This is a genomic window from Mangrovicella endophytica (assembly GCF_002893625.1).
Classification (GTDB): Bacteria; Pseudomonadota; Alphaproteobacteria; order Rhizobiales; family Rhizobiaceae; genus Mangrovicella; species Mangrovicella endophytica.
This window is the reverse complement of the sequence record NZ_PKMZ01000001.1, coordinates 689,296-709,200: the sequence shown is the minus strand read 5'-3', so window position 1 is coordinate 709,200 and position 19,905 is coordinate 689,296. Positions and strand designations below refer to the sequence as shown.

The 19,905-nt window shown below is 66.8% G+C and carries 18 protein-coding genes; 3 read left to right on the top strand and 15 right to left on the bottom strand.

Features of this window, described 5'->3' with window-relative positions; translation table 11 throughout:
* Positions 1-146 precede the first annotated feature (146 nt).
* Positions 147-1,007, top strand: a complete 861-nt coding sequence (locus C0R46_RS03305; RefSeq protein ID WP_102958136.1) for a hypothetical protein — start codon at positions 147-149, stop codon at positions 1,005-1,007.
* Positions 1,008-1,393: 386 nt separating this feature from the next.
* The gene (locus tag C0R46_RS03300; protein WP_280953006.1) at positions 1,394-2,008 is read left to right on the top strand and encodes a trimeric intracellular cation channel family protein; all 615 of its coding nucleotides are present in this window, start codon (positions 1,394-1,396) and stop codon (positions 2,006-2,008) included.
* 114 nt (positions 2,009-2,122) lie between these two features.
* Here C0R46_RS03300 and C0R46_RS03295 read toward each other — a convergent pair whose 3' ends face one another.
* The 3 genes from C0R46_RS03295 to C0R46_RS03285 all read right to left on the bottom strand — a co-directional run bounded on the left by C0R46_RS03295 (position 2,123) and on the right by C0R46_RS03285 (position 6,589).
* Entirely contained in the window at positions 2,123-5,482 is a 3,360-nt protein-coding gene (locus C0R46_RS03295) for an acyl-[ACP]--phospholipid O-acyltransferase (protein WP_102958135.1), read from the bottom strand.
* 89 nt (positions 5,483-5,571) lie between these two features.
* A complete protein-coding gene (locus C0R46_RS03290; RefSeq protein ID WP_102958134.1) occupies positions 5,572-5,853 on the bottom strand; it encodes a YiaA/YiaB family inner membrane protein in 282 nt (93 codons plus the stop codon).
* Positions 5,854-5,899: 46 nt separating this feature from the next.
* Positions 5,900-6,589 (bottom strand): PspA/IM30 family protein, encoded by a 690-nt coding sequence (locus C0R46_RS03285; protein ID WP_102958133.1) that lies wholly within the window; start codon positions 6,587-6,589, stop codon positions 5,900-5,902.
* 96 nt (positions 6,590-6,685) lie between these two features.
* Between C0R46_RS03285 and C0R46_RS03280 the strand changes: the two genes are divergently transcribed.
* Entirely contained in the window at positions 6,686-7,291 is a 606-nt protein-coding gene (locus C0R46_RS03280) for a TetR/AcrR family transcriptional regulator (RefSeq protein ID WP_102958132.1), read from the top strand.
* Positions 7,292-7,473: 182 nt separating this feature from the next.
* On the opposite strand, the gene C0R46_RS03275 is transcribed toward C0R46_RS03280, so the two are convergent.
* The 12 genes from C0R46_RS03275 to C0R46_RS03220 all read right to left on the bottom strand — a co-directional run bounded on the left by C0R46_RS03275 (position 7,474) and on the right by C0R46_RS03220 (position 19,892).
* On the bottom strand, positions 7,474-8,268 hold the full coding sequence (locus tag C0R46_RS03275) for a hypothetical protein (protein WP_102958131.1): 795 nt from the start codon (positions 8,266-8,268) through the stop codon (positions 7,474-7,476).
* Positions 8,269-8,296: 28 nt separating this feature from the next.
* Complete coding sequence (locus C0R46_RS03270) at positions 8,297-9,124, bottom strand: hypothetical protein (protein ID WP_102958130.1); 828 nt, start codon at positions 9,122-9,124, stop codon at positions 8,297-8,299.
* Positions 9,121-10,101, bottom strand: a complete 981-nt coding sequence (locus tag C0R46_RS03265) for an RDD family protein (protein ID WP_157944537.1) — start codon at positions 10,099-10,101, stop codon at positions 9,121-9,123. Before C0R46_RS03265 ends, C0R46_RS03270 begins: the two co-directional genes overlap by 4 nt.
* Before the next feature lie 50 nt (positions 10,102-10,151).
* A complete protein-coding gene (locus tag C0R46_RS03260; RefSeq protein ID WP_102958128.1) occupies positions 10,152-11,189 on the bottom strand; it encodes a stage II sporulation protein M in 1,038 nt (345 codons plus the stop codon).
* A complete protein-coding gene (locus C0R46_RS03255) occupies positions 11,186-12,514 on the bottom strand; it encodes a DUF58 domain-containing protein (RefSeq protein WP_102958127.1) in 1,329 nt (442 codons plus the stop codon). Before C0R46_RS03255 ends, C0R46_RS03260 begins: the two co-directional genes overlap by 4 nt.
* Complete coding sequence (locus tag C0R46_RS03250) at positions 12,514-13,470, bottom strand: AAA family ATPase (protein WP_102958126.1); 957 nt, start codon at positions 13,468-13,470, stop codon at positions 12,514-12,516. The genes C0R46_RS03255 and C0R46_RS03250 overlap by 1 nt, the downstream gene beginning before the upstream one ends.
* Positions 13,424-14,773, bottom strand: coding sequence for a hypothetical protein (locus tag C0R46_RS03245; protein WP_102958125.1), 1,350 nt, complete (start codon positions 14,771-14,773; stop codon positions 13,424-13,426). Before C0R46_RS03245 ends, C0R46_RS03250 begins: the two co-directional genes overlap by 47 nt.
* Entirely contained in the window at positions 14,770-15,513 is a 744-nt protein-coding gene (locus C0R46_RS03240) for a DUF4129 domain-containing protein (protein ID WP_157944536.1), read from the bottom strand. The genes C0R46_RS03245 and C0R46_RS03240 overlap by 4 nt, the downstream gene beginning before the upstream one ends.
* A 421-nt stretch (positions 15,514-15,934) precedes the next feature.
* A complete protein-coding gene (locus C0R46_RS03235; RefSeq protein WP_102958123.1) occupies positions 15,935-16,717 on the bottom strand; it encodes a GntR family transcriptional regulator in 783 nt (260 codons plus the stop codon).
* Positions 16,714-17,592 (bottom strand): carbohydrate ABC transporter permease, encoded by an 879-nt coding sequence (locus C0R46_RS03230; protein ID WP_102958122.1) that lies wholly within the window; start codon positions 17,590-17,592, stop codon positions 16,714-16,716. The genes C0R46_RS03235 and C0R46_RS03230 overlap by 4 nt, the downstream gene beginning before the upstream one ends.
* A complete protein-coding gene (locus tag C0R46_RS03225) occupies positions 17,592-18,554 on the bottom strand; it encodes a carbohydrate ABC transporter permease (protein WP_157944535.1) in 963 nt (320 codons plus the stop codon). The genes C0R46_RS03230 and C0R46_RS03225 overlap by 1 nt, the downstream gene beginning before the upstream one ends.
* A gap of 99 nt (positions 18,555-18,653) precedes the next feature.
* Entirely contained in the window at positions 18,654-19,892 is a 1,239-nt protein-coding gene (locus tag C0R46_RS03220; RefSeq protein ID WP_102958120.1) for an ABC transporter substrate-binding protein, read from the bottom strand.
* Positions 19,893-19,905 lie beyond the last annotated feature (13 nt).

The following is a 19,905-nucleotide window of genomic DNA, read 5'->3' as shown; positions in this document are numbered from 1 at the left end:
ATGGGACGAGGTCGGCCAAGCTGCTGCCGACGACGCGCCTGCCGTTGACGCCGGGCGTCTCGGCGGCCAATCTCGCGCCGAAGCTGCCGGCGCCCTGGAACGACCTGCGCAGGGCTTGACCGGATTGCCAACGCATAAAGGCCTCCATGCCCTCGAACCGTGAGCTTTGGGCGGGCATGGCGTTCTTCGCTCTGGCCGCAATCGCACTCGTCATCTTCCGCCGACCCTTCGACTTCATTGGTTGGGCGTGCCTCGCCGCCTGTGTCGCCTTCGTGGTCCTCGCGTGCATCGGCATCGTGAAGCCGGACATTCGGGCGCCGCGGCGGGAAGTCGACGGTTCCGCGACACCTGAGCTGCATCAGACAATCGAGCACGAGCAGACAATCGAGCACGAGGCGGAGGAGGACGCCCCCACCGTCGATCCGTCGCCGGACGAACTCCGCATCCTCGAGACCACCATCGCCGCGCTCGAGGCCGTCGGCAGCCTGGAAACCGGAGAGGTCGATGCACGGTCGCTCTGGAGGGCGGCTCAGCGAGCCGATCCCGGCCAGCCCATCGGCGCTCACGAGGCCCTCGCTTCGTTTGCGGCGCTTCACGACGAGGAATATCGCCGCATTGGGCGCCTGACATTCGTGCCAGCTCACACCGAATACGACGCCCCGCTCCTTGCCGAGATCACAGCCTCCGCGCTCGCCGCGCTTGGCCATGCAGTGCAACCGCACGATGTCGTGGTGACGCTGCCGCCGGAGGGCAAGCAAGGAAGGGCGTCGATCACCTTTTCGGTCGATGGCCGAAGCCAGGATGTGAGCTGCGACTATCTCTGGAAGTATCCGCCCGCCGACCTGATGCCAGCGCTCGGGCGCTTCAGGCGAGCGGAGGATCCGCGCGATCTCGTCTGCGCCGTCCCTGGGGACCAGACGCTGATCTATGCCGCCATCCGTTCGGGAGCCCTGGTGGAACTGAACCGTCGCCTAGCGGCGGAGGACGATCTCTTCCTCGAGGCTTGAGGTTCGGCAAAGGCAGTCGCGCCTCGCGAGCTTCGGCTGCCTCTCCAGCGAGGATCAACGGGAGGAACGATCACGTCACCGTGGCCCTGACCGCAATCCGTCGAGGTCTGTTCGCCGGCTCTCGAAGCCGAGGATCCACCGGCTTTCAGCCTGAACGAGCAAGACAACCTGGATGCCCGGCGGCTCATGATCCGTCCGCGCGTCTGCCTTTAGCGTCAGCGGTGCCGGCGCCTGCGATCGGCTTCGACGAAAGGACCGGAGCCGCCAACCGACGCGATCAGACCGCCAGCCTTGCGACCCGCGGAACGCGGTCGTGGACCATGCCGGGAAAACGCCCTACAGCAGGCTATACGGCGCCGCGGCGCCCTGAACCGCGAGACCAGGTCCTGCCGTTCCCCTCACCCATCCTCTCGCCATGGCTGGACGTCATCGGGCTGACCGTGTTTGCGGCCTCCGGGGCACTGGCGGGAGTCCGCATGCGCCTCGACCTCATCGGCATCTGCTTCTTCGCCTTGGTGACGGCGGTCGGCGGCGGAACCCTGCGCGACCTTCTCATCGGCGCACCGGTCTTCTGGATGCGCGACCCCACGCCTATCATCCTGTGCCTGGCCGTGGCGTTCGCCTCCTGGGTGGTGCCGAAACGATGGTGGCCAGAACGAGCCCTGGAATGGCTCGATGCCGGCGGGCTGGCGGCTTATGCGGTGTTCGGGGCCGCGAAGGCGCTTCATCTCGGGATTTCTCCACTGCCGGCGGCGACGATGGGCGTCGTGACGGCCTGCGCGGGTGGTGTGTTCCGCGACATTGCCGCCGGGGTTCCCTCGATCATCCTCAGGCCCGAGCTCTACATCACCGCCGCGGTGCTGGCGGCGGGGCTCTTCGTCGCCCTCTCCAGCATCGGCATCGCCGCGCCCTGGCCGGCTGCTTCCGGGGCGGTTGCCGGGTTCGCCCTGCGCGGCGCTGCCATCCGATGGGGCCTGACCCTGAGCCCGCATCGGGGGTGACCGTCCAAAGTTCGCGCGGTCCAACGCTTGCCAGAAGCTCATCGCGCAACGCGCCTTCAAAGGTAATCGGCGCATGCCGCCCTCTTTGGGGGTGCCGCCGAACGGGGACACCCGTCAAGCCAGCGCCTTCTCTCCGCGAAGCGGTTCAAGCCGCGCCAACAGCGCCGGCAGTGCGGCATAGTCCAACTTTCCCGTTCCCAGCAGCGGCAGGCGCTCGACGGTGACGACCTCTGCCGGCACGGACAGATCGCTCGCGCCGCGTGACCGGGCAAAGCGCGCAAAATCGAGGCGCGAGGCCTGCGCTTCTTGCGTCAGGAGGACGAGGCGCTCCCCCTTGCGGGCGTCCGGCACGGACAGAACCGCGGACGGCGCGTCCGGCCACAGTTCGGCGGCCAGCGCCTCGACGGCGGCCAGCGAGATCATTTCGCCGCCGATCTTGGCAAAGCGCTTGGCACGGCCCTCGATGCGCATGAAGCCGTCCGCGTCGATCGAGACGATGTCGCCCGTATCGTGCCACCCGCCGGCCAGCGGCTCGACGACGCCTGGCCGCTCGGCCCTAAGATAGCCGAGCATGACATTGCCGCCGCGCACGAAGAGCCGCCCGCCCTGTGAGACGCCGTTCACCGGCTCCAGCCGATGCTCGATGCCGGGCAGAAGGCGCCCGACCGTGCCCGGCCGGTTGTGCATGGCGGTGTTGAGCGCCAGCACCGGCGCCGCCTCGGTGACGCCATAGCCTTCGAACAGCCTGACGCCGAAGCGGTCCTGCCAGGTTTGGCGCGTCGCGGCCCTGACCGGCTCGGCGCCCGCGAAGACGTAGCGCAGCGAACGGAAGTCGTAGGCATGCGCCGTGCGGGCGTAGCCCGCCAGGAACGTGTCGGTGCCGAACAGGATCGTGGCGTTCGAGCCATAGATCAGCTCCGGCACGATCCGGTAGTGCAGCGGCGACGGGTAGAGATAGACCGGCACGCCGGATACGAGCGGCAGGAGCGTCGCCGCGCTTAAGCCGAACGAGTGGAACATCGGCAGAACGTTGAAAACCTTGTCACGGCCGTTGAAGTCGATCCGCGCACCGATCTGAGCGATGTTGACGAGAATGTTGCGGTGGCTGAGCACGACGCCCTTGGGCGTGCCCTCCGAGCCCGATGTGAACAGGATCGCAGCCGGATCGTCCGCGTCGCGCCGCACGACCGGGCGGGTCCGGTTCAGGAGGCCGCGCAGCTTTGCGCGGCTTGTAAGCCCCGCGCGCACGTCCTCCAGCCAGACGAAGGCGATGTCGCGCGACAGGTCGTCCACGAGCGGCTGGAGCTTCGCCCGCTCCACGAAGGCGCGCGAGCAGAGGATCGTGCGCGCTTCCGCCGCGTGGCAGGCCGCGCGGATGTTGCCGGCGCCGGCGGTGAAGTTGATCATCGCGGGCACCTTGCCGGCCGAGACGAGGCCGAGAAAGGTTGCCGCGGTGCCGTTGCTGTTCGGCAGCATGAGGCCGAGATGGCGCTCATCCGGGAACATCGACGCGAAGCGCTCGCCCAGAACTCGGGCGGCCGTCAGCAAGGTGCCAAAGCTCATTGCGCCCGACACCGGATCTTCCAGGGCGAGGCGCTTCAGGCCGTCGCGCCGGGCGTTTCGGATGATCGTCTCCAGGACAGTCGCGTCCGTGCGCTCGGTGCGCAGCATGAGGTCAGACATGATGCCATAGAGCCTGGCGCCGGCGCGAGCGCGGCGCTGGCGGGCGGTGCCCCCCTCCTCGGCTGCGATACGTTTGGGCGGCAAGATCGTGACGCGCACCTTGGGAAACAGCGTGCGCCGCACCTGCCGGTCGCCGAGGCGCGAGAAGAACGAGCGCTCCAGCCCGTCGATGCGGATCGGCACCACAGGGGCGCCAGTGCGTGCGGCCACCATGGCGGCGCCGTCATAGATCTTCATCAGGCGCCCCGTCACGGTGAGACGCCCTTCCGGGAAGATCACGAGCGGCTCGCCGCCCTCTACCGCCTTGATCAGCGTGCGCGTCGAGATCGGGCGCGCGGGATCGAGCGGCATGGCCCGCACGAAGTGCAGGAAGGGCTTCATCCAGGCACGGGCCGCGATCGTGTGGTCCACCGCGAAGACCGGATCGCGATCGGTCAGCGCGAGCACCAGCGGTGCGTCGAGCAGGCTGACGTGGTTCAGTGCGAGGATCGGCGTCGGACCGGCCCTTTCCAGGTTCTCCAGACCCTCGACCTCCAGCCGATGGAAGACGCGGAAGACGATCGACACGAGATCGCGCCGCGGATTCGTCGGCAGCCCGCGCGCCATCAGGATCGCGGCGGCGAGGTTGAGGGCGGCGAGCATGCCCAGAACGAGGCCGAGCGAGGCGCCCGCGGCCTGGACCGCCGCCAGCGCGATGCCGGCTGCCGCCATGAAGCCGGCGCTCAAGGCGTTGACGCCGGCGACCGTGCGCGCACGGCCCTCCTCAGGCGCCCACGCCTGGATCGCTGCGAAGGTCGGCACCACCAGAAAAGCGCTGGAGAAGGCGATGGCGACAAGATCGGCGAAGGCCCGGACGTCGTTGGGCTCGCCGCGGAGGGCGAAGGCAAGGTCGAACGAGAAGGCGGCAATCGCCAGCGTCGCGACGGGCGCAGGCAGAAGTACGATGCGGCCGCGGCAGAGCCAGGCGGCAATCGCCGATCCGAGCGCCACGGCGACGGCAAAGAGGGCCAGCGCGAAGGACACGGTGCGCTCGCTGCCGCCGAGCTCGCTCGTCACGATCAGCGGCAGGAGGGACAGGAGGACGGCGCCCACGGCCCAGAACCACGACACCATCAGCGCGGCGCGCATCAAGCGGGCATCGCCGCGAAGCGTCGAGACCAGCCCGATCGTGGAGCGCAGGACGTTGCGCTCGATGCGCAGCGCGGGAGCGGCCGGGTCGGTGGCGGGAATGCGGCGCGCGGCGAGCCAGCCGGCCAGCGCCAGGGCAAGCATGGCAAGACCTGGAACGAGCGGCGAGCCGCCGGCCATAAGCCCCGCCAGCAACGTGCCGCCGAGGATAGCGGCGAAGGTCGCCCCTTCCGCCCAGGCGTTTGCGGCTGGCAGTTCGGCAACGGACAGATGGTCGGGCAGGATGCCGTACTTGACCGGGCCGAACAGCGCCGAACCGACGCCGAAGCCGGCCAGCGCGGCCATCATCAGCGGGATCGAACCCAGTGTGAGCGCAACGGCGCCGAGTAAGGCGACCGCGATCTCCGCCAGCTTCAGGCGCCGCGCCACGAGCGCCTTGTCGTAGCGGTCCGCCAGTTCGCCGCCGAGTCCCGACAGGAGAAGGAAGGGCAGGATGAAGACGGCGCCAGAGAGGGCCACGAGAGAGGCCGCCCCCTCCGTCGAGACCCGCGAGAGGATCAGGAAGACCAACGCGTTCTTCAGGAGGTTGTCGTTGAACGCCGTCAGGAATTGCGTCCAGAACAGGGGCGCGAAGCGCGCGGAAAGCATGAGGGGGGAGTTCATCCCAAACCCCTTTCGCATGATGTGACCGGGAAAAGCTGACGCCTGTGGCCGGACGCCGACCCGTGGACGCGGGGTTGGCGTTCGTCGCGTCAATCGGCGCGGCGCTCCACGCCCATCAGCAGCCGTTCGGTGCGCGCTTCCTCCAGGCGGTTATGGAAGCGGGACGCTTCTTCCTCGTCGCGCATCATCTTGGTGACGGAGATGGCAGTGTGGACGAGCATCAGCGACGCCATGGCGTAGAAGCCCTTGGCGGCGAAGCTCGCTTCCAGCGACCAGATACCGCCCGCCATCATCGTGGCGGCAACGATGAAGCTGACGATGGTGAAGCTCTTCCAGGCGGATGACTGCTTAGGGGTATAGGTCTCACTCATGGCCTTGTTACTCCGGGTTCTGTTTGGGTCTATCGGGATGGGGCGATCAGGCGCCGGTCGAGCGACGGCGCTCGTCGAGGCGCTTCAGCACGGCGTCAGTGCTATGGGGGAGCGGAGCGCCGCAGCCGGCCTCGGCAAGCCTGCGCGAGAGCGCGGCCGGATCGGCCTCGGCGGCCATCTCGTCCAACGCGCGATCGATCGCCTCGGCCTCGCCCTGCCGCTCGCGCAGCCGCCGCAGCGTGGCCTCCGCGTCGCGAAGGCTGGCCGTCACCTCGCCGGTCTCGGTATGGCGCAGACGTCCGACGCGCCCCGTCGCTTCCGCGAGGCGCTGGCCACGGCGCAGGGCCAGGAGACGCCCTTCGGCATCCGCGACCAGCAGGCGCAGCCGGGCGATCTCGCCCGCGTGCGCCGTCCTAGCCTCGTCGGCCGACGCTCGCTCCGTTTCGAGCCGGGCGATCGCTTCGGCCGCTTCGCGCGCGAGAGCGGCCTGCCCTCCGTCGAGGGCCGCGACCGCCCGCTCCTCGAGATCCGCGATCCGAGAGGTGAGCGCCGCGGAGCGCCGCTCCTCCTCCCGCTCCTGCGCCACCACGACAGCGACGGCGAGACGGGCGCGCTCCAGCGTCGCCGCGACATCGCGGATCTGCTGGCGCAGGATTACATGCGCGCTCGAGTCGAGAACGGCAGTGGCCGCCTCGTATCGCTGCCCTCGAGCCAGGGCGATGAACTGTTTCCACATGCGACTTACCTCGCTATGAACGTTGTTCAACATCTAGAGCACAGGCATGAACATGGTTCAAGGCGAAAATGAACGTCGTTCATTCGTGAGGTACGGATGGTGAACCCAGTTGACCGGCGCCAAGCGCTTAAGGATCGTATCCTCGCGGCCGCCGAGGCGCGCATCGTCGCGGGCGGCGCGGCGACGCTGCGGGCACGGGACGTCATGGCCGATGCCGGAGCCGCGCTCGGCGGCCTTTACAACGTCTTTAGCGACCTCGACGACGTGGTGGTCCACGTCAACTCGCGCACGCTGGCGCGTCTGCGCGCCGAACTCAGTGAGGGTGTGGCGGGCGAGCGCGAACCGGGACGGGCCCTGAGGGCGCTCGCCTTAACATACCTCGCCTTCGCGCAGGCCAATCGCTCGCTATGGTCGGCCCTGTTCGAATACCGATACGCGTCGGGACGCCCGATGCCGGATTGGCATCTCGCCGAGCAGGGGGAACTCCTGCTGCATATTGTCGAGCCCTTGCGTGCGCTCAGGCCCGACTGGCCGGAGGAGATGCTCGCGCTTCGCGCTCGCACCATGTTCGGCGCGATCCACGGGATCGTCTCGACCTCGGTCGAGGAACGCTTCGTCGGCGTTTCGGGAGAAAGGCTTGCTGTCGAGATCGGTGATTTCGTCGACGTCATCGTCGCGGGAACGATCCGCGGAACGCAGTGAGAGCGCCACCATATCAAGAGATCGGATCGGCAAGCATCCGCCCTCCCGCTCGGGGCGGATGCCTGGGCTTAGGGCTTTTAGCTGGTCCACTCGTTGACCGCCGCACCACGCCGATACGCCCGCCAGAAGCACGACGACCTTGAGCGACGACCCGGAGCAGCCGCCGCTAAGGGGTCAAGGCTCTACTCGAACACCGACCGGAGCTCAGCGCTGGAGTCACCCTCCTTGAGGCTCCTCAGCCGTGCATGCACGACCGGCGGCAGGGCGCAGAAGATCGGGATGAACAGGACCTGCAGCACGATCGGAATAAGGCTGGCGATGATGAAGGCGGTCTCGTTCTCTTCCGGCACCGTGCCGATGGTGAGCGAAACGAGCACAAAGAGCGCGATGAAGGCGAGATAGATCAGGAAGATCAGGCCCATGATCGGCCATCGGTATTCCTTCGTCAGCCGGCGGCTGCGGCCAAGGGCGCCCCAGCCGGCCCCCTCCCAAAGAAGTGCCGGCATGAAAACGCTGTAGACCGCCGCAGCCCACAGGCCGACGAAGCCGATCAGGAAGAAGCCGGCCATCACCGCCAACGAGGCGAGCAGACCGAGGATGAAGATGACGTGCAGCCGCCTGATGGTCTGGCGGAAATAGGTCCCGAGACTGCGCCTCTGGCCCGCCATCTCGTCGCAGCCGGCGAGCGTCAGGACGCCCGCGCCGACAAGCCAGATGACCAGCGCCAGAAAGCCGCCGATCGCGGCGATCGTCCCTTCGGTGTTCGTGTTGGACAGTGCCTGCTCCGGGTCGGAGAATTCCAGCACACCGATGGCCGCCGCGCCGAGAGCCATGGGAAGGCCGAGGAACAGGAGCAGGCTGAATCCGATAAAGATGCCCGGGCGGCGCCTGAAAACGAGGGCGAAGACCTCTCTGAGCCGGGCGAAGACGCCGAAGCGCACGCGGGCGCCAGGCAGCGATGTATCGGCGATCGTCATGTCGCACCCTCTCCTCTGGCAGTCCCGGTCACTCGAACACCGTGCGGAGCGCGTCGGTCCCGTCGCCTTCCTTGATCTCGATCATGCGGCGATAGGCTACAGCGAAGCCTGCAATGAGGAGGGCCGTCGTGATGGCGCCGACCGGCGCATCGATCAGGAGGCTGCGAATAATGATCTGCGTCATGTTGGTCAGATTGGGAGTGATGAGCGCCGCGATCACACCGACGAGAAAGCTGATGACGAAGAGCGCCACATAGAGCAGCGCGAAGAAGCCAATGAGCGGCCAGCGATAGTCCTTGGTCAGCTTGCGAGTACGGCCGAGCACGCCCCGCGCGCGGTTCTCGGCGATCATCACGACGGGAACGAGACCGTAGACGCCGATGAGCCAGATGCCCGGCACGACAAATGCCATAAGGCCAAGAGCGATCAGAATGGCGAGGACGATGAACGCGAGAAACATCGGAACCGTGAAGCGAAAGCCCTTGCCCACGGCGGATCCGAAATTGGCGGGCTCGCCGGCGTCACGTTTCAGCGCGATGTCCAGCATTGCGCCGTAGAAGACGGAGAAGACGAGGAAGGCGACCAGGAAGCCTGCTGCGCCGATCACAATCTGAATGGGAGTCGCGCCGGTACTGATTGCGTCATCCACGGGCATCGGCTGGATGCCCAGACCGAGTAGTTGCGGCGTCACGAAGATGGTGCCGATCTGCACCAGCACGAAGTAGACCAGACACGTGCCGACCAGTGGAAGGAAGGCGGCCTTCAGGAGCTGGAACGTCCGCTCCATGAGGACCCGCACGCCGAGGGGCGGACGCGGCCGCGCGTCGAGAGGCGCGGCGGTATCAACGATCGTCATCTCTGCCTTTCCTTATCTGCGTTTGATATGACGGGATCGGTCGCAGCACCCGGACGGATCGGGGCGCCGGCTGCTTCTCCAGCCGCTGCATCCCGGTGGAACTTGTCGTCGCGCGCTTCGCCGAAGAGCTTCTTCTGCTCAAGGAAGGCGCGCTGGGCGCGGTAGAAGGCGAGCAGGAAATCCGCCGCCTCTGCGTCCGGCACCGGATCGGGATACTCGATCTTGCGGCGAATGCTGGCGGTGACGTCGAGAAGCGCCTGCGAAGGCGGCTCACCCGGCGCGGGTGTCTTAGTGCGCAGCAGCTTTTCCAGGACCTGCAGTTCGTAGGCGCCGTAGAGGTCGAGCTGGCCGGTGGTGAAGACGTACCGCTCCGCCGTTTCCACGACGGCTTCCTCCGCGGCAGTCTCGCTGACCATTGCGAGATCGGGCTGCAGCTCGGCCGAGGGCTGCTCCACGACGACCGTATTGGCCGCGAAGTCGCCGATGCGCTGATGAGCGCGGCTGCGCCAGACGACGACCACGACCGCAATCGTCCAGGCGAGGACCACGAAGGCGAGCGGCGAGCCGACAAAGACCGCCGGCAGCACCTGGATCGGGACGAGCACCTCCACCTCCTTCAGGAGGTTGCGCACCACCACCTGATGCGTGGTGAGGCCGGTTCCATCCAGTGAGACGACGCGGATGCCAAGCAGGCGCTTGCCGGGCGTGCGCCCGTTCATCAGGAGCTCGAACAGGATGTAGAGCGGCGTTCCCGCCAGCAGCGAGACGAGCGATGTCAGCGCCACCACCGCCTCGCCCGGAATGACCTCGACGAAAACCAGGGCGTAGACGAGAGCTGCGGTCAGAAGCCCGGTGATGATGAGATCAATGATCTGGGCGCCGATGCGCGCGCCGAGCGTCGGGATCGAAAGGTGCAGCGGCACGCCTTCCGGCGGCACGAGAACGAGCGAACGACTGCGCTGGGCTGCGCGGCTCATGCGGCGCCCCGGGCGGCGAGGTGGCGCAACGGGCTCTGGCGCCGTGATGCTCATGGCGCCTCACCCGGTCCATCGCGATCACCCTCCGCTTCGCCGCGCCCGGCAAGGACGAACCACGACAGCCAGAGAAGGCCGACGCCCCAGCCGACCGCAAGGCGGGCATAGGGGTTCGTTACCAGCTGGCGGCCGAAGCCCTCCAGCACCCCCGCGGCGAACAGCATCAGGGCTGCAACGACGGCGAGCTTGGTCGCGTCTCGCGCTGCATGACGCAGTGCCTCACCGCGCGTTTCGAAGCCCGGAAACAGCACCGCATGGCCGAGCTTCAACCCGCCGGCCATCGCGATGGCAATGGCCGAAAGCTCCGTCACGCCATGGATCGACAGCCATGCGAAAAGGTCGAAGGCGAGACCCTTCTGCGCATGGATCGCGAAGAAGGCACCCATGACCGCACCGTTGTAGACCGACAGCAGCATGGTGGGCACGCAGACCACGACTCCGAGTGCGAAGGAAAACAGGGCGACTTGCGTGTTGTGCGAGAAGAGCGAGGTGGCAAAGGCGCCGAGCGTGCCGAGCGAACCGGGATCCTCGTCATAAAGGGCCCGCCGCAAGGTCTCGGCAGCGGCCTCCGGGCCGCGGCCGCCGGCGAGTTCCGCCGGCACGAGCGAATGGTACCAGGTGGGGTCGGCCGAGACGGCCGCAAAGGCAAGGAGACCCCCAAAGATCAGCCCGATGAACGCGACTGCGACTGCGAGGCCCGAGCGCCGCATCGCCTGTGGAGCGCCCTGGGCGAAGAAGCGCGACAGGACGCCGCCAAGGCTGACGCGCGGCGCGTAGACGATGAGGTAGGCGCGGGCGCTGAGGCTCTCCAGATAGGCGACGGGGCCAACATCCAGCGAGATCTCGCGCGCCACCGAGAGCGCTGCGGCGGCCTGGCGATAGAGCGCCACCAGCTCCTGTGCCTGACGGAAGCCGAGCGAGCCGACACCGCGCTTCTCGGCGGCGACGATCAGCTCTTCGAGTCGCCGCCAATCGGCCTCGCGCTCGGCGCGGAAGCGGCTGGACCGCAGCAGGTTCGGCGCGGTGCTCATAGCAGTCCGCGCGCCTTTACCGCGAGATAGGTCGTGAGCAATGGTGCCACGAGCTGACCGGGCGCCGCCTCCACAACATGGACGCCGAGGCGCCGCAGCCGGTCGAGGACGTGCCGCCGCTCGGCCTGGAGATCCGCCGCAACCACAGTTTCGGCGACGTCGCCGAGGCGTTGCGACGGACGGGCGAGATAGGTGCCGAGCAGCGGATCAGCGATGCTGACGAACACGACGAGGTGGTGGCGCCGGATCACCGCGACATTCTCCACCAGGAGCTCGGCGGTGGTCGTGTCGACGAAGTCGGCGAAGAGGACGACGAGGCTGCGCCGGCGCAGCTGCGTCTGGAGATGCGACAAGGCCAGTGTCGGGTTCGACTCGACCGAGCGGTATTCCAGTTCGGCGGTACGGGAGCGGAGCTGCGCAAAGGTGCGCCGGCCGCGGTCCGGCGGCAGGAACAGGCGCGGCCGGGCGTCGAAGGCATAGAGCCCGACGAGATCGCCGCCGCCGAGCGCCGCCCAGCCGAGGGCGAGCGCGGCCGCCAGCATGTGGTCGATCTTCGGAAGGCCGTCGATCTCCTCACGCATGAGGTGACCGTTGTCGAGCGCGAGCACGATGCTGTGGTTCTGCTCGGCCCGCATCTCGCGCACGAGGAGCGCGCCATGGCGCGCCGAGCGCTTGTAGTCGATCGCGCGCGCATCCATGCCCGAAACGAAGTCGCGAAGCTGGTGGAACTCGGCGCCCTCCCCTCGGGTCGCCGCCGTCTTGGAGCCGAAGGTCGCCGCGGCGATATGAAGATCCACCTCACCGGAGGTTATGGCGCGCATGTTCGGCACCACGCGCACGATGCTTTCCAACGTGTGGCTCGACAGGAGATCGAGAAGTCCGAGGCGGCTCGGCCGCAGGATCGCGATCTCGCTCAAGGGATGCAGGCCGCGTCGAACCGCTCGAACGGTGATCTCGGCCGTCGCCGCGCCAGCCTTCGGGCCTGCGACCGGGTCGGGACGGAAGCTGAAGGCGTCCGGTCCTTCGATCCCCTCCGGCCAGCCGATGCGAGCTTCGGCGCTTCGTGCCCGTGCGCCATCGGCCCTCGACAGCGCGAAGGTCAGGTGCGCGCTCTCGCCGGCGAAGATCTCGCGCGAGCCGGGCTCGCCCAGCTGCAAGCGGCGGCTGCCGGGCGAGATCGACCAGTCGAGGACCATCGCGGCCAGAAGCATGCCCCAAGGCAGGAACAAGGTCTGCGGCGGCAGGTACGGCGTCACGACCACGGCAACCGAAGCCGCGGTGACGAGAGCCGCCACCAGAAGAAGCCGCCGCGAGGGCCGTATCATCAGCGCGGCGCTTCTATCGTTGCGAGGAGACCCTCGAGCACAGAGACCGCCTCGCGGCCCTCGATCTCGGCCGAGGGGCTGAGAATGATGCGGTGCCGGAAGGTCGGGACGAACAGGCGCTTCACGTCGTCCGGAATGGCGTAGTCGCGGCCGGACAAGGCGGCCAGCGCACGCACCGCGCCACAGAGGGCATCGGCGGCGCGGGTGGAGACGCCGAAGGCGATGTCGACATGGCTGCGCGTGGCGCGCGCGGCATCCAGGACATAGCGCAGGATGCTGTCATCCAGCCGGATGCTGTCGACGAGACGCTGGCCGGCCCGCAACTCCTCCAACCCCGCCACCGGCTGGATCGCAGCCTTGCGTGCATCGTGGTCGAGCGGCTGACCGGCATGGCGCTGGAGGATCGAGAACTCGGCGTCGGCGTCGGGGAAATCGACGACGAGCTTGAACAGGAAGCGGTCGAGCTGCGCTTCGGGCAATGGATAGGTGCCCTGCTGTTCGATCGGGTTCTGCGTCGCGACCACGAAGAAGACGTCACCGACGGCGTGATCGGTGCCGTCGATGGTGACGCGGTGCTCGTTCATCACCTGCAGCAGCGCAGCCTGCGTCTTCGGCGGGGCGCGGTTGATCTCGTCGGCGAGCAGCACGTCGCAGAAGATCGGCCCCTTCACCAGCTCGAACGCGTGGGTCTGGAAGTTGAAGATGTTGGAGCCGATCACATCGCCCGGCATCAGATCGGGCGTGAACTGGATGCGGTTGAAGCGCAGCGGCAGGGTCGCAGACAGGCTCTGGGCCAGCAGCGTCTTGGCGGTTCCCGGAGGGCCTTCGATCAGGCAGTGGCCCCTGGCGAAGAGCGAGACGAGGAGAAGCTCCACGATCTCCTCCTGCCCCTGCACGGCCTTTTCGATCTCAGCGGCGATCGCGTCGTGAAGGGTGCGGAGCTCGTCCAAATTCATTGAGTATCTCCTGAAGAACGGCTTCGAACGGAGCGAGTGCGGCGAAATACTGCCGCTTCTCTGCCGCTCCGATGGTCAGGTCGTGATAAGCGCGGTCGATCCGCGCCCCAAGCTCGGGCGCGCGGTGGCGCAGGAAGCGCAGCACCGCGCTGGCCGGATCGCCCGCAGCGGCGTTGCGCGCCTGCCGGCCGAGCAGCATGTCCGAGAGGGCTTCCATGCGGGCGACGGCATAGGCGCGGACCAGCTCGGCATCGTCGCCGGCCAGGCGCATCAGGCGGCCGGACGCACGGATCGTGTCCCGCTTCGACTGGAAGCCGCTGAAGAGACGTGGCCGCCGGGCGACCCCGAAGCGGACATTGCCGCGCCAGAGAGCCAGCAGCAGCATCGCAGCGACGCCAAGCCAGACGAGGGAAAAAGGATAGCGGAAAAAGCGGGATGGATCGGCGAAGCTCTCCTCGTTTTCCGCCAGGAGATCGCCCGCCGATCCCGGTACCGTGTTGCCGCCAGGATCGACATAGATGGGTGAGCCCGGCGCGATGAGGCGCACCATGGCCAGCGCGACTTTCGCGTTGCTCCCCAGCGTGAGCCCATGATTGTCGAGAATGTCCGGATCGGACAGGACGAAGAAACTGTTGTCCTGGCCGGACGGCGAATCGCACCAGGCGAGGAGCGTCCCGATGCCCTCCGCCTGCCAGGTCGGTTCGCAGTACGCGTCGAAGTCGGGCCCCAGCGCCTGCGGTGCGTAAAGCGTGACGCTGCCGGGCCGGGCATCGCCGGCAAGGTCCTTGATGGTCGATGTCCGGAAGGGGTCGCCATCCGGTCGCACGAGGACATTGGACAGTCCGAAAAGCTTGATGGCATCGAGCGGCACGAGGAGGTCGGGATGGGCACGTCCGCGATCGACGATCCCACCTCGCCATTTCGGCAGGATGACAAGCGTCATCCCCGCCGCCACGCGCTCCTCGAAGGCGGCCTCGCTCATCTCGCGCGGCGACAGCGCCCCGAGCCGGCTGCGGGTCTCGTCCTCGTCCGCAGCGGGCTCGAGCGTATCGCTCATGTCATTGTCGTAGAGGGGCAGAATGCGCAGCGTGTTCCAGGCGTTCGGATCGTCCGTCGCCGGTGGGAAGCGCTTCACGTCGAAGCCGCTGCGCGAGAGCCAGGTGCCCAGACCCTCGAAGCCGATGGCGCTGCGCTCCAGCGGATACGAGCGGCTGAACAGGAAGAAGAGCGTGCCAACCAGCAGGAGTGCGCCGAAGAGCGCGAGGATCGGACCGGACCGCCCGGGGCGTGACGTCTGGCTCATGCAGGCTCGACCCGAAACAGCAGCGGCGCAGCGAGGTCGAGGCATTCCTGATAGGCTTGCCGGCTCATCTCCCGCCCGCCGAAGACGGTGAGCTCGACCCGGCTGGCCAGTTGTTCCAGATCGCTGCGATGGCGCCAGCCGCCCGGCAGCAGGCGCATGAGCTCCCGGGTCGTCAGGCTGCGACGGAGCACAATGTCGTTCTCGCGCGCCGCCAGGGCAAGGAAGCGCTTCAGCAGGATGCGGACGCCGACGCGCGGATCGGGCTCGGCGCGCAGCCGCGCGAGGAGGTCGTGGTCGATCTCGCGGGTTCCCCCGTCTTCGACCTCGAGGCTATCGACCGCAGTCCCGATGCGCCGATCGTTGCCGCCGCTGAAGAGTTCGACGAGCAGGCGCCGGTAGCGGATGGCCAGGAACAGCAGCAGCGCCAGAATGGCGGCGAGGATCGCCCATGCCGCGGCCTGCATCGCGACGGGCGTCTCACCAGCGAAGTCGGACATATCCGGAGTTTCCGGCTCCTCATCGACCTCAGCATCCAGCGGAGTGCCGGGTGGAAGATAGATGAGGTCGTCCTGCAGACCTGCGCCAGAAGCCGTTTTCCGATAGGCCGCGGCATCTTCGCCACGCGGCGGCGTTAACGCGCCCTCTCGCTGTTCCTGCGTCGCCTGTGTCTGTGCGGCGGCACTGCCTGCTATGTCGACGGCCTGAACGAGGCTGAAGCTGGAAAGCAGAACCAAGGCCAAGTTCATGCGTCGATCACACGACTTCAGATGCTACGCCTATAAGCGCCTCACGAGCTGCGACGCACAGGTCTCTCTGTCCCAACCGAGCCCGACCTCTTGGCAGAGCGACCCTTCTGAAGACACGTATATGCCTTGCCGATTCAACCAGTAAGGGTTGAACTCCAGTGGGTCAACGGTCGGATATCGTCTGAAGGCTGTATGATTTCGGCTTCCACGTGCCCTCTGTTCAGCCGTTCTGATCCGGCAGCCTCCAGACCGTTCGTCTGCGTCTGCTAAGACATAGGTCGTGCGGCGGCCGACCAGCGCAGACGAGCCTGCTGCCGCCTGTGAGGCCGTCCTCACCCACTGCGATCCCGGGGCCCGGCACGGTTGCCAGTTCGGAAGCAAGGTCGCCCCTCCCGGTTCATGCGCAGAGCGGCGCTCAATCATCGAACCATGCTGGCCCGACCAGTTCGAACTCAGCCTTCTGGAAGTAGTCGGGATGGGCTTCGTAAGCAGGTCCCAGGAACGCGAAGATGCGGCGCAGATGCGTCTTCAGCGCGGATTCTGCCGCGTCTCGGTCGGCAGCTTCCAGTGCGGCAACGATACACTCATGCTGCTCGACGATGACCGGAAGGGTCTCCACGGAGGCCAGCATCAGGTGGCGGAAGCGGTCCATATGAAGCTTGGCGTCCGATATGTCGGGCCAGATGTCGGGCAGGCCCGCCGCGCTGGCGATACGGCGGTGAAAGAGCTCGTCCGACGCATAGAAGCGCGCCTCGTCGCCGATGCCGGCCAGCGTTCGCTGCACGGCGATCTCGTCGTTCAGCGCATGGACCAGCGCAAGGCGCATCGGCGCGCGCAGAGCGCGGCGCAACAGGCCCCATTCGAGGCTCTCGCGCAGGAACTGGGAACGCTTCAAATCCCGCACCCGCAGCGGTGCGACGACAGTCCCGCGCTGGGGAAAGATATCCACGAGCTGCAGCTTGGCCAAACGCGCCAAGGCTTCGCGCACGGGTGTGCGGCTGACCCCCATCTGCTCGGCCAGTCCGCCCTCCGAGATCTCGTCGAAGGGCTTCAGATCAAAGGTCAGGATGCGCTGCAGCAGGATGGCGAACACACGCTGTGTCGCGGCGACGCCGCTGCGAGTCGGCAGGGCGTCGGGCGAAAGAGGGTCCGGCCAGGCACTGCCGCCAGTGCTTGGAGCGCGCTGCGTCCTGCTCATGCCGACACGCCGAGCCCGGCCATGAAGTGGCGACGCAGCAGGAGAAACAGCGCGACCGTCGGCAGCGAGGCGATGAGAGCGCCCGTCAGAGAGATGTTGGGACCGACAGAGGCATAGGCGCCCTGGAAAACCTGCAGCGCATTCATCACGGAACGGATCTGCGGCGAATTGCCGAGCACGGTGGAAAAGAGGAGATCGTTCCAGATCCATGTGAACTGCAGGAGGAACAGCGCCAGCATCGGGCTCTTGCAGTTGGGGAGGACGATCGAGACGAAGACCCGCCAGTCGCTTGCCCCATCCATCCGCGCCGCCTCGTCCATCTCGCGATTGAGCTGCCCCATGAAGTTGCGCAGCACTAGCACGGGGAACGGCACGCAGATCGCGCAATAGAACAGGATCATCCCGAAGCGCGTGTTGAGGATGCCGATCTGCTGGTAGGTGAAGAACAGCGGGATCAGATACATCTGGAACGGAAAGACCGTGCCGGCGAAGATCAGCATGAACCACCCTGTCCGCCTGGGAAAGTCGATCCGGGTCAGACCAAATGCGGCCATGGCTGCGACGAGAACCGCCACGCTCGCGCCGATCAGGCCATAGGTCGCGGAGTTGAACAGCGCGACGCCGAGCTGGGCGTCCACCCAGACGCGGGCAGCGTTGTCGAGGATCGGCGCGAAGCCATGAGGCAGCGCGAGCGGATTGCCGCTGCCGTATTCGGCACTCGATTTGAAGACCGAGACCAGCAGGTAATAGAACGGCGCCAGCCAGATCAGGCTGACGAGCGCGGCGAGCGTCACCGCGCCCCAGCCGCCTCGGACGCGCCGGCGCTCGCGCCGTTCGATGGCGTCGTAGTCAAGGTGGTCGAGCGCGGTCGCCATCAGCGCACCATCCGCTCGGCCTTCGCCTGCAGCGCGGCCTGGATCCAGGTCACCAGCAGCACGAGAGCACCGATCACTACGGCAATGGCACCTCCGAAGGCCCAGCCGCCCTTCTGGAAGGCCTCGAAATACATGTAGACGACCAGCGAGAGCGTGCGCTGCCCGGAATAGCCCGCGCCCATGACCCAGAGGAGGTCGAACGCGGTGAAGCCGGCCAGCACCGAGATGATGCTGACCACCACGAGCGTCGGCGTCAGCATCGGAAGGATCACGTGCCGATAGGTCTGCCAAGGCTTGGCGCCGTCCATCTGCGCCGCCTCGACGGGATCCTTCGGGATCGCCGAAAGGCCGAGCAGAAGAAGGACCATGACGATGCCGACCGTCTGCCAGACATGGGTGGCGATGATGGCCGGGGTCACGGTGTCGGACTGATACAGCCAGCCGATCGTGACGGGATGGCCGCTAACGACGGAAAGGAGGTGGTTGATCAGGCCGCCCGGGGCGTAGACATAGTACCAGATCACGCCGACGGCGGTGGGCGCCAGAACACGCGGCAGGAAGATCAGGTTCTTGAATACGCCCTCGAACCGGATGCCCCGCAGCAGGATGGCCATGGCGAGGCCGAGACCGACCGGAAAGATCAAGGATGCGACGACCCAGATCAGCGTGTTGACGGCAGCATCCATGAAATAGACCTGACCGAACAGCCGCTCGTAATTCTTGAATCCCGCGAACGTATCCAGCCCGCTGAACTTTCGCCAGTCCGTGAACGACAGGTAGATGTTGAACGCGACCGGGTAGAGCAGCAGCCCGCCGACCAGGGCGAGCGCCGGCGCCATGAAGGCGAACGCCGTCCAGAAGTTGCGCCGCCTGCCCCTGCGCTCGCGCGCTGCGACCTGGTCAACGCCGATGCGCGCAAGCAGCGTCCGATCCGCTTCGATCGATGTCTGGTTCATGCTCATGGCGTGCTCACATTCCTGATCCTGCCGGGTCCGGCCGCCTTCAAACGGGCGTGCAGGATGGACCCGGAACGGCATCACCGTTCCGGGTCCATGACCGTCTTACTTCCTGGATTCCCAGTAGTCGGCGTTGAGAGCCTGCATGCGGCCCATCACGGCCTCGGCATTTTGCATGGTCGGATCGACCATAAAACCGTTCAGCTCGGCGACCAGCTCGCCCTGCAGATCGGGCGGCACCGCTTCCCACCAGCGCTCCATCAGGACGGCCTTGTCGGCCATCATGTCGGCCGTGATCTTGGCGACTGTCGGGTTGGGGGCGTCGGCCTTGACGTTGCCTTCGAAGTTTCCGGACGACTTGGCCCAGACATTGGCGCCGTCGACCGAGGTCCAGAAGTTGACCGCGGTCATGACGTCCTTCTTCTCCTTCCCAGCGGTCGACACGACGATCGGGCCGGCCTCGACGATCACGGAGGATGGCAACCCGGCATCGACGTTCGGCATGATGAAGGCGCCGAAGCCGGTGTCGGGCTTCAGCCCGGCGGTATCGACCAGCCCTTCGGCCCACTCGCCGATGAGGTACATAGCGGCCTTGCCGCGCGCGAAATCCTGCGCTTCCTCGTTGGAGCGCGGGTCGGTGAAGTAGCCCTTGGCGTACATGTCCGACCAGATCTGGAATGCCTTGCGCACAGCCGGGTCGTCATAGCCGACGGTGCCGTCGTGCAGACCCTTGTAGGCGGCGGGATTGGTGCGGATCATCAGCTCCTCGAACCAGATGAATCCGCGCCAGCCTTCCTGCACGCTCGCGTTGAACGGCGTGATCCCTGCAGCCTTCAGCTTGTCGGCCGCCGCCATCATGTCACCCCAGCTCTTGGGCTCAGACAGGCCGTTGTCGGCGAACATCTTCTTGTTGTAGAGGACCACCCAGCGCGACATCGAGAACGGGACGGCGTAGGTCTTGCCGTCGACCTTGAACAGGTCTCTCGTGCTTTCCTCGTACTGGCCGGACTTGACCATCTCGTCCCAGACGTCGTCGAGGACGGCGATCTTGCCGGTGGCGATCAGCTCCTTGAAGCTCGCACCCGTCCACCAGGTGAAGAGGTCCGGCGGATTGCCCGAGGCGATCGACGACTGCACGAAGGCCTTGTACTGCTCCGGCGGTGCATAGGATGTCTGGACGATGCGCACGCCGGTCTTCTCCTTGGCAGCATCGCCGACCGCCTGGAACTGCTGCGACCAGAAGCCCTTGTCGTGATAGAGCGGCACATCCTCCGCCCAGGCGGCCGACGCGAGCGTTAGCGCCGCGCCGGCGGCTATCGACTTCATCCAAATTGCGAAACTCATTCTCTCCTCCCGT